Origin of the sequence: Halalkalibacter hemicellulosilyticusJCM 9152, from assembly GCF_000513115.1 — a bacterium.
GTDB classification, from domain to species: domain Bacteria; phylum Bacillota; class Bacilli; order Bacillales; family Bacillaceae_D; genus Halalkalibacter; species Halalkalibacter hemicellulosilyticus.
In genome coordinates this window covers 1-8,863 of record NZ_BAUU01000063.1, presented here as the reverse complement: position 1 = coordinate 8,863, position 8,863 = coordinate 1, and the positions used below count along the sequence as shown (strand labels likewise).

At 36.9% G+C, this 8,863-nt stretch carries 7 protein-coding genes; all 7 read right to left on the bottom strand.

Translation table 11 applies throughout. The features are described from left to right. Positions 1–112 precede the first annotated feature (112 nt). Positions 113–1,351: an EAL and HDOD domain-containing protein gene (locus JCM9152_RS20510; RefSeq protein WP_035347574.1), complete on the bottom strand. Its 1,239-nt coding sequence runs from the start codon at positions 1,349–1,351 to the stop codon at positions 113–115. Positions 1,352–1,668: 317 nt separating this feature from the next. Continuing rightward, positions 1,669–3,732, bottom strand: a complete 2,064-nt coding sequence (locus JCM9152_RS20505) for a beta-galactosidase (protein WP_035347572.1) — start codon at positions 3,730–3,732, stop codon at positions 1,669–1,671. 60 nt (positions 3,733–3,792) lie between these two features. After that, positions 3,793–4,635 (bottom strand): sugar ABC transporter permease, encoded by an 843-nt coding sequence (locus JCM9152_RS20500; RefSeq protein ID WP_035347571.1) that lies wholly within the window; start codon positions 4,633–4,635, stop codon positions 3,793–3,795. Next, on the bottom strand, positions 4,635–5,948 hold the full coding sequence (locus tag JCM9152_RS20495; protein ID WP_052016257.1) for a carbohydrate ABC transporter permease: 1,314 nt from the start codon (positions 5,946–5,948) through the stop codon (positions 4,635–4,637). Before JCM9152_RS20495 ends, JCM9152_RS20500 begins: the two co-directional genes overlap by 1 nt. A gap of 119 nt (positions 5,949–6,067) precedes the next feature. Further along, on the bottom strand, positions 6,068–7,327 hold the full coding sequence (locus tag JCM9152_RS20490; protein ID WP_052016256.1) for a sugar ABC transporter substrate-binding protein: 1,260 nt from the start codon (positions 7,325–7,327) through the stop codon (positions 6,068–6,070). Between the two features lie 262 nt (positions 7,328–7,589). Further along, the gene (locus JCM9152_RS20485; RefSeq protein ID WP_035347569.1) at positions 7,590–8,423 is read right to left on the bottom strand and encodes an AraC family transcriptional regulator; all 834 of its coding nucleotides are present in this window, start codon (positions 8,421–8,423) and stop codon (positions 7,590–7,592) included. A 189-nt stretch (positions 8,424–8,612) separates the two neighbouring features. Then, positions 8,613–8,863 (bottom strand): LPxTATN C-terminal sorting signal domain (locus tag JCM9152_RS24375; protein WP_148296565.1); only part of this gene is annotated, 251 nt, incomplete at its 5' end.

Here is an 8,863-nt window from a genome sequence, read left to right as displayed (position 1 = left end):
GTTTCATAGCGATACCCTTTCATCATTATTGATTAGAGTATCGCATGGGACCAGAGTTCTTGGAATGTGTGTATTATTTGACGCTTACATACAGACAGTAGTAAAAAGAAATTTATCGAGTAAATTGACTAACAATTTTTTGTACATCCTTCACAGCATGAGTATACGCATCAAATAACGTAGCTGGAGACACATTTAAAGTGAAAGCAACTTCATCTATTGTTATCCAATCACCTTTTTCCAATGCAATTGCCACGTCAAGTACAGGCTTATATGTATTTTCTTCTCCTAATAACACCCCTTTAATACTAGGTTCTAACGGAAGGTCTTTAATGACTTCTGGTAATGGCTTCATTAAAATCATATCCATTAAAGAAAACATACCAACCAAAAAATAGCTAGATTTCATCTTTTTCATTTGTGAATATGAACCAATGTACTCGCACGTTTTTGCCCTAATTAAACACATTTTAATCGCTTCATCAATAACTTGCTGAGACCTTCGTTGTCCATTTTGAAAAGCTAATAAATAAATCCATTTCTTTATCTCATCTAAACCTAAAAGCATTATAGCATGCTTAATCGATTGAATAGATGTTATTAAATGAAAAGTGGATGAGTTAATCAATTTAATTAACTTATATGAAAGTGCTACATCTCTTTCAATCATTTCCGATATACGATCGACATTAGGATCTTTTTGTGATAGCTCATATAATATCTCCACATAAATACTTGAAAACGCATCAACGTCTCTTGATCTAATAACTGCCGGTTTGCAAAAGAAGTAACCTTGAAAGAATACAAATCCATCACGTAAGCACATTTCATATTCTTCACGTGTTTCAACTTTCTCAGCTAGAAAATCAATTTGATATGGGCGTAAATGTTGCAGCATCTTTTTCCGTTTAGCCCGAGTCGTTTGTCTAATATCAATCTTAATAATATCAACTAATTGATACATGTTCTCAGATACTAGACTTAACTGGTCATAAACAAAATCATCTAATGCTATTTTGTAACCTTTGTATTTAAGCTGTTTACAAATTTCCACTATTTCGGGTGTAAATTCTACTGTCTCAAGTATTTCAATAACTACTGTTTCGGGAGGGAAATAAGTTGCTACCCCTTTCTTTAATAAATTCTCAGTAAAATTAATAAAGCAAGGTTTTCCTTCTGAAAGCTGATCAATACCAATCGTAAAAAAGCTATTAATTAAAACATCCGTTGTCGCAACATCTCCATCAATGTTACCAAACTGGTTTTCTTCATTATTACGATAAAGAAGCTCATAAGCATAGACTTCTTCATTTTTTGTAAGTATTGGCTGACGCGCAACAAAAACTTCCATTTTATACCCCTCTTAACCTGTTAACATTGTACTATTATAATATCATTTTTTACGTAATTACTATACATATTAACTGAAAGGAATGTAAAAATATCATGTGTGTTTTTCACTATTTTTGCTATCAACAAAAAAAGAACTCGTATAGCAAAAAAAATCTCTTTTTATATAGATCTAATTTGCTTGATTTCCAAAACGTACAGATTAATGTTCATGTTTAAATGCTGAAAAAAGCACCTCTAGATTTAGGGCACTGAAAAAGTAAAAAACCAAACTTTTTCAGTGCCCTTGAAAGAATCTAGACGTGCTTTGAAATCTAATTAAATCGTTTTTAGAACTAGAATATCATAAGGTGGTAAAGTTACAACATTAAGGTGATGACGTTCCTTAGAAAGGAGATTCTCAAATTGACCATCATAAACGTCAACTTGCTGTTCCTTATTTGTGAAATTCATTAAGAAAAGATAATCGTTCGTCCCATCCGTTCGACGGCTGATCGATACTCCTTTAGGTAGCTGAGAGCTTACTTCTGTTCTCACACTAGCTTGTTGAATGAGCTTACTATAGAATTCCTTGTTAAAAGGCTCTTGATTTCGAGATGCAATATAATAAGCCTTTCCTTTACCATATGAATTTACAGTCACTGCTGGACGCTTCTCATAAAAATCATTCGTATAATATGCTAACGCTTCTGCTTCTTCTAAATGGATCAAGTCACAGAGCTCATGTGCCGTATACTCACCTTTTAGTCCGAGGATGTTCTCTTCAGCAAATCGAACTCCATTCGTTTGCTCATCGTGCAAACCATCGATCTCTTCAGACCAAATTCCAAGCGTTTGACGAAGCGGTCCTGGGAATCCCGTTAAGAATGTTAAATCATTTTCATTGACGATTCCAGACCAATATGTTGCAACAAACGTACCACCTTCCTCTACAAATTGTTCGATCTGCTCCCCAACTCCTTCTTTCACCATGTAGAGCATTGGGGCTACAACGATTTTGTATTTTGACAAGTCAGCGGTCATATCAATCACATCAATACCGACACCTTGTTCCCAGAAAGCTTTGTAATGTTTCAAAATCGTTTGCTCATAATGAATCCCTTTGTTACGTGGTCCTTGAGCATCCTTAACAGCCCAACGGTTTTCTGTATCGAAGATAATCGCTACTTCTGCATCAACCGTCGTACCAGCTACTTCTTCTAATTGCTCCAATGCTTGACCAACCTCGGTTACCTCTTTAAAAACACGAGTATGCTCATGTCCAACATGATCAACGACAGCACCATGAAACTTTTCACTTGAGCCACGACTCTTTCTCCATTGGAAATATTGTACAGAGTCAGAACCATGGGCAACGGCCTGTAATGATGAAAGCACATGCATTCCTGGACGCTTTAATTTACTAATTGGCTGCCAGTTCGTTAAACTTGGCGTACTTTCCATTAAGTAAAAAGGCTGACCTCCTTTTAAGGATCGGAACATATCATGATTCAACGCTGTCCAAGCGGCAATATCTGTCTCGTCTTCACTTGCATGCCATGTCGGATATGAATCCCATGAGACAAAGTCTACTACTTTAGCAAAATCTGAATAAATCAAGCCTTCGAATGTATCCATAAAGTTCGTTGTCGCTGGTAACTCAGGTCTAACCTTCTTCAATGGCAGCAATTCATGCTCATAAAAATTAATGGTCTGATCACTAACGAAACGTTTCCAATCGAGATTTTGTCCATGAACCATCGTCTCACCGTGTGGAGCTGGTGATTCTACTTGAGACCAACTAGTATACGTATGACTCCAGAAAGTAGTCCACCAAGCATCATTTAACCGTTCTAATGATTCATATTTATTTTTTAACCAATTACGAAATGCATTTTGACAGTGGTCACAATGACACTCACCACCAAATTCATTTGAAATATGCCAGCCAATGACGGCAGGATGATGTGCGTAACGTTCAGCCAATTTCAAATTCATAATCGTCACTTTTTCACGATAAACTGGTGAGGTGAAGCAATGATTATGTCGCATCCCATGTAAGTTACGGACACGATTTGGTCCGACACGAAGCACCTCTGGATATGACTCTGACATCCAAGCTGGTCTTGCACCACTTGGTGTAGCCAAAAAAGCTGAAATGCCATTATCAGCAAACGTATCTAATACGTGGTCTAACCATTCAAATTGAAATACACCTTCCTCTGGCTCTATCATCGCCCAAGAAAAAATCCCCACTGACATTACATTGCATTTCGCTAGCTTCATTAAGCGAATATCTTCCTCGAATACGCCAGGATATTTTAACCATTGTTCTGGATTATAATCAGCCCCATGAAGCATTCCTGTTACGTTTTCATGTATTGGTTTAAAGCGCTTGGTCACATTGATCACCTATCTTTACAATTTTTAACTTTTGTTTCTCTCACAATACTATTTTTTGTTCTACCCTTTTGTTCCTCCTGCAGTTAACCCTGAAATTAAGAAACGTTGTAAGAACAAGTAGACAATAGCTACTGGAATCGCTATTAATATTGACCCTGCTGCAAAGCGGGTAAAGTTATTTGAAAACTCATCATTAATAAAATTGAATAGCCCTAAAGCAATCGTATAGTTTTCCGGACTACGTAATACAATTGACGGTAAAATAAAATCAAATAATGGTGTCATAAAGTTAAAGAGAGCGACAACCGCTAGAATCGGTTTTGCTAACGGTAAAACAATTTTTAAAAATACCGTCATATGTCCAGCACCATCAATATGAGCTGCCTCATCCAATTCTTTTGGTATCGTATCTAAATATCCTTTTACGAGCCATGCATTAAATGGGATTTGACCACCTACATAGACTAAAATCAACCCAGTCAATGTATTCAACAAACCGACCAAATCTAACATAATATAAATGGCTACCATTGCCATTAACACTGGGAACATTTGCAAAATTAAGAACGTATATAAGCCCGTTTTTCTTCCAACAAATTGATATCTCGAGAAGCTATACGCTACAAGACATGTAATAACAACTGAGAACAAAGCTGACATACCAGAAACGATCATACTATTTCTGTACCATAGCAAATAGTTACTTCGAGGATCTGTAAATAACCATTTATAATGTTCCAATGACCAATTTTCCGGAATAATCGTCGCTGAATACAAGCTTCTTCCCGAATTCAATGACATTCCAAATGCCCATACGAGAGGGTATATAATAATGACTGCCATAATACCAAAGATAAAGTAAATACCAGCAACTTCTAAACGTGATTTCGTTTTTCGATTCATTATCGTTTCCCCTCCTCTTTAAATGAGCTTGTCTTTCTAAACTGGAAGATAGCAAAAATCGAGACCATTAACCCTATAATTAAGGAAATTGCTGCGGCCATACTATAATTACTCGTTTCAAAGGTTAAGCTATACACCCACGAAATGAGAATGTCAGTACCTCCCGCACTTTGACCGCGGACAGCTGGTCCTCCCTGGTTAAATAAATAAATAATATTGAAGTTATTAAAGTTAGTCGTATATTGGATAATTAAAAGTGGCGCTGTTGCAAATAGAACATGCGGTAACGTAATGTTACGAAACTTTTGCCACCTACTTGCCCCATCAACTTCCGCAGCCTCATACCAGTCCTTCGAAATGCTTTGAAGAACCCCTGAAAATAAGGCAAAGATAAACGGATACCCTAACCATGTCTGGATCATAATTAAGACAATTCTCGTATAAAAAGGATCAGTCAGCCACGGTAAGCTAACTCCGAAAAGCGGCTCCATAATATCACGGTTGATCGCTCCAAATTGATCGTTAAACATTGCGGCAAAAATCAAAATCGAAACGAAACCTGGAACAGCCCATGGTAAAATTAAAATCGTACGAATCGTCTTTTTAAATTTGATACGGGCATCGTTAACGAGTACGGCTAGGAAAAGACCTAACGCAATTTGCAAACTCGTAGCCACTAATGTCCATATAATTGTCCAGGAAAAGACACTAATAAATGTAGAACGCCACAGAGGAACGGTCACTAAGTTAACAAAGTTTTGAAACCCTACCCATTCAACTAAATTTCGTGGTGGTGAATTGTAAAGATCATAATTTGTAAATGCTAACGAAATCGCAAACATTAATGGAAACACAACGGTAAAGATGACTAACACTAAACCAGGAGCCGTCAACAAGTAAGGAAAAGATTTATCATAGCCTTCCTTCACTGACTCCTTAAAGGTCGGTGCTTCCCATCCTTTTTTAATAAGCTGAGCCTGTTTATAGGCATCACGCACATTAAATACGTAAAAGGTAATGACAAATGCTAATAAAATAATTGAAACAAGCCCATAAACAAGTAGGAATATCGAATGATCCGTCCCTGGTATTGTACCGAGTGTTGAAATCCCCCATAATCCTAAATGGATAAAGTCTTTAAATGTCACAATAAATGCAAGTTCAAGTATGATGAACGCAATCCCTTTTACGTATCGCTTATTGTATAATTGACCTAACCCGGCAAATAACAATGATAAAATAAGTGCTATTTTAGGATTATGGTTTTTCCTTTGATTCGAGCTTTGACTCTCGTCATGGCGATCGTTTGACATTCTTCCCACCTCTTCATTCAAAATCTAAGAGAGGATGATTCAATACTTGAATCACCCCCCTTATGTGTTACTTAACCTTCTCAATGATTCATTCAACTATGACACATAAGTGTCCTCAACTATTGTCCTGAAACCGCAATTTTCGCTTTAATATCTTCAACGATTTCATCTAATACTTCAGCGACATCTTCACCGTTATTAATCATTTCAATCGCATCATCCATATCCCAGACTGCTGACATCGCAGGGATGTTTGGCATTGGTGTACCAAACTCGATCTGCTCTGCATAGCCTGCATACAATGGATCCGTAATATCATCTAAAATTTCTGGACGTGGTGGGATTTCACCCGTTACCTCATAATAATATTGAGAGTTCTCATCATTGGTTAAGAATTTCACTAAATCTTCAGCCCATTCAGGGTGCTCTGAGTAGTATGAAACTAACCATGACTTTACACCTACAAACGAAGGTGCAACTTCACCATTCATTTGTGGAAGTGGAGCTGTTGCTAAATCTTCGCCAAGGGCCGCTTCATAAATTGGTAAATTCCAAGGGCCGCTAATAACCATACCAACTTTACCTTCAGAGAATAATCCATCCATGACATCAACTGTTAACGTACGTGGAAGAATACCTTCGTCGATAAATTCTTTGTATTGTGTTAACCCAGCTACTGCTCCGTCATTATTTAAACCAATATCTGTTGGGTCATAGACTCCGTCTTCTTCTCCAAACACATAGCCACCGTGACTGTTAATAAATGAATAGAGATAATAAAATTCTGGAGCGACTAAGAAACCATATTGATCTTGACTTGTATCTGTATGCTCTTTTGAAAACTCAAATACATCTTCAATTGTTGCTGGTGGCTCTTCCATAATACTCTTGTTGTAATAAGCAAAGTACGTTTCAACCGCAACTGGTGCACCGTAAATTTCGTCATCATACGTAAAAGCATCAATAGCTACATCACTAAATTGGTTCATTTCTTCAACTGAATAGTTCATTGGTAGAGCTAAGCCTTGAGCAACGATATCTCCTAATGAATCATGCGGTTGGAAAAATATATCTGGACCATTCCCACTCGGACCAGCTAAACCTAAATCTTGTACTTGATCCGGTAACGCTACACGATTAAAGACAATATCAATCCCTGTCTCCTCTGTATACTTATCAAACATTTCCTTCGCAACATCTTCTGCAATATCTTCATCATTAATCCAAACAACTAACTCATTTGGTTTTTCTTCGCCTTGTCCTTCTTCTGGGTCTGCTTCACTAGCACCATCGCGTTCTGGTTCACTACAAGCTGCTAGTAATAGTAACAATGAACTAACAATAATTAAAAATGACCATTTACCTTTCAACTTCCCCATTATCAAATTCCCCCTTATGTTTAATAATTATCTTGTCTATATGTATAGTGTAAAGCGTTTACAGCTATTTAGATATATCAAATAATTCTAAGTTAGTTTCAAAAATTGAAATTAGCGTTCATTACGTTTCGTTCCCTCCTCTTGTCTCACTCGTGAAATTGCGTCGTTTCGATATTGTTATTTTCACCATACTAACTAGGTTATACACGTTTCCAATATATGAATTACTTTTACAAAACAAAAAACTTACACCGTTTATTCATTAACGATGTAAGCTCCGATACGAGCTAGGTGTAATACCCTCTCTCTTTTTAAATGTAGATACAAAATGACTAACACCATTAAAGCCTACAATTCCAGCGACATCCTTCAAAGGTAGTGCCTTTTCTGATAATAAAATACGCTTTGCTTCCCGTATGCGCAACTGAACTAAGAAGGAATATGGGCTTATTCCAAAAGTCTCATGAAACAACTTATTAAGGTATTGAGAACTAACCTCTGCCTTCTCAGCCATCTCCACTAAACCAATGTCCTCATGGTAAACGGTCTCTAACCATTCTACAATCGGACGAATCTTTTCATACGATTGTAACACCGACCGTTTATTATTAAGCTTCCCATGTTTTTTCAGCATCATTAAAAATTGATACAATTGAACAGACGATTCATAAGCAAGGTACTGTGGCTCTTTTTCTATTCTTACAAGCATTTCCTCAATTAGCTGTGAAAAGGATATACTGCCGGTTTCTTCGTAAACAGCCGAGTAGTTCATATCTAATGAAGTTAAAATTTGATCGACTGCCGCTCCACTAAAAGTTACATAGTAAGTAGCCCATAAAGTTTCCGCTTCAGGATCGGAATAATAAGAGTGTGGCATATATGGAGTGACGAACACGCCATAACCTGGCTTGAGTATAAATTCTTCACCAGCAAGATTAAAATACCCTTCTCCCTCTACCGTTTGCAGCCAGTGATAATACGGGTATCCTTCAGGACGATCAAAATCTAATTCATTTGGATTGAAGCCAATACTGTCGATATATAATGGTAACGGGTGATCAGATACTGAAAATGAATAACGTTTCTTTTCAGCCATACAAGCCTCCTCATAGTATGTAAGGTTACTGAAAATGTTTATTTTAAACCATTTTCAGTGTTCTCCTATATGTAAGTGTACAAAATGTTTAATCTTTAGTATACACTATGAGAACGTTCCCTGATTACATTAACTTTTAATCATCTAAAAAAGCACACTAAGCTATCGAAGCTTAATGTGCTTTAACAATTATACTGATTTAACTGTTCTTACCCTGTGATAGCATATTGCTCCTATTATTAGCAAAATTAAACCCGCTAACATTAGATTGAATACAGAGCTTGCTGTATTAGGGAGTTTATCTCCTTTTGATGTTGAATCAACACCTGTACTATCATTGTCGTATTCATTCGTTCCTTCGTTTCCTTCGTTTCCTTCGTTTCCTTCGTTTCCTCCGGTTCCTTCGTTTCCTCCGTTCCTTCGTTTCCTCCGGTTCCTTC

Bases quoted from the DNA above. Each gene is read 5' to 3' on its own strand.
- JCM9152_RS20510 (WP_035347574.1), bottom strand. From the start codon at position 1,351: ATGGAAGTTTTTGTTGCGCGTCAGCCAATACTTACAAAAAATGAAGAA.
- JCM9152_RS20500 (WP_035347571.1), bottom strand. From the start codon at position 4,635: ATGAATCGAAAAACGAAATCACGTTTAGAAGTTGCTGGTATTTACTTT.
- JCM9152_RS20495 (WP_052016257.1), bottom strand. From the start codon at position 5,948: ATGTCAAACGATCGCCATGACGAGAGTCAAAGCTCGAATCAAAGGAAA.
- JCM9152_RS20490 (WP_052016256.1), bottom strand. From the start codon at position 7,327: ATGGGGAAGTTGAAAGGTAAATGGTCATTTTTAATTATTGTTAGTTCA.
- JCM9152_RS20485 (WP_035347569.1), bottom strand. From the start codon at position 8,423: ATGGCTGAAAAGAAACGTTATTCATTTTCAGTATCTGATCACCCGTTA.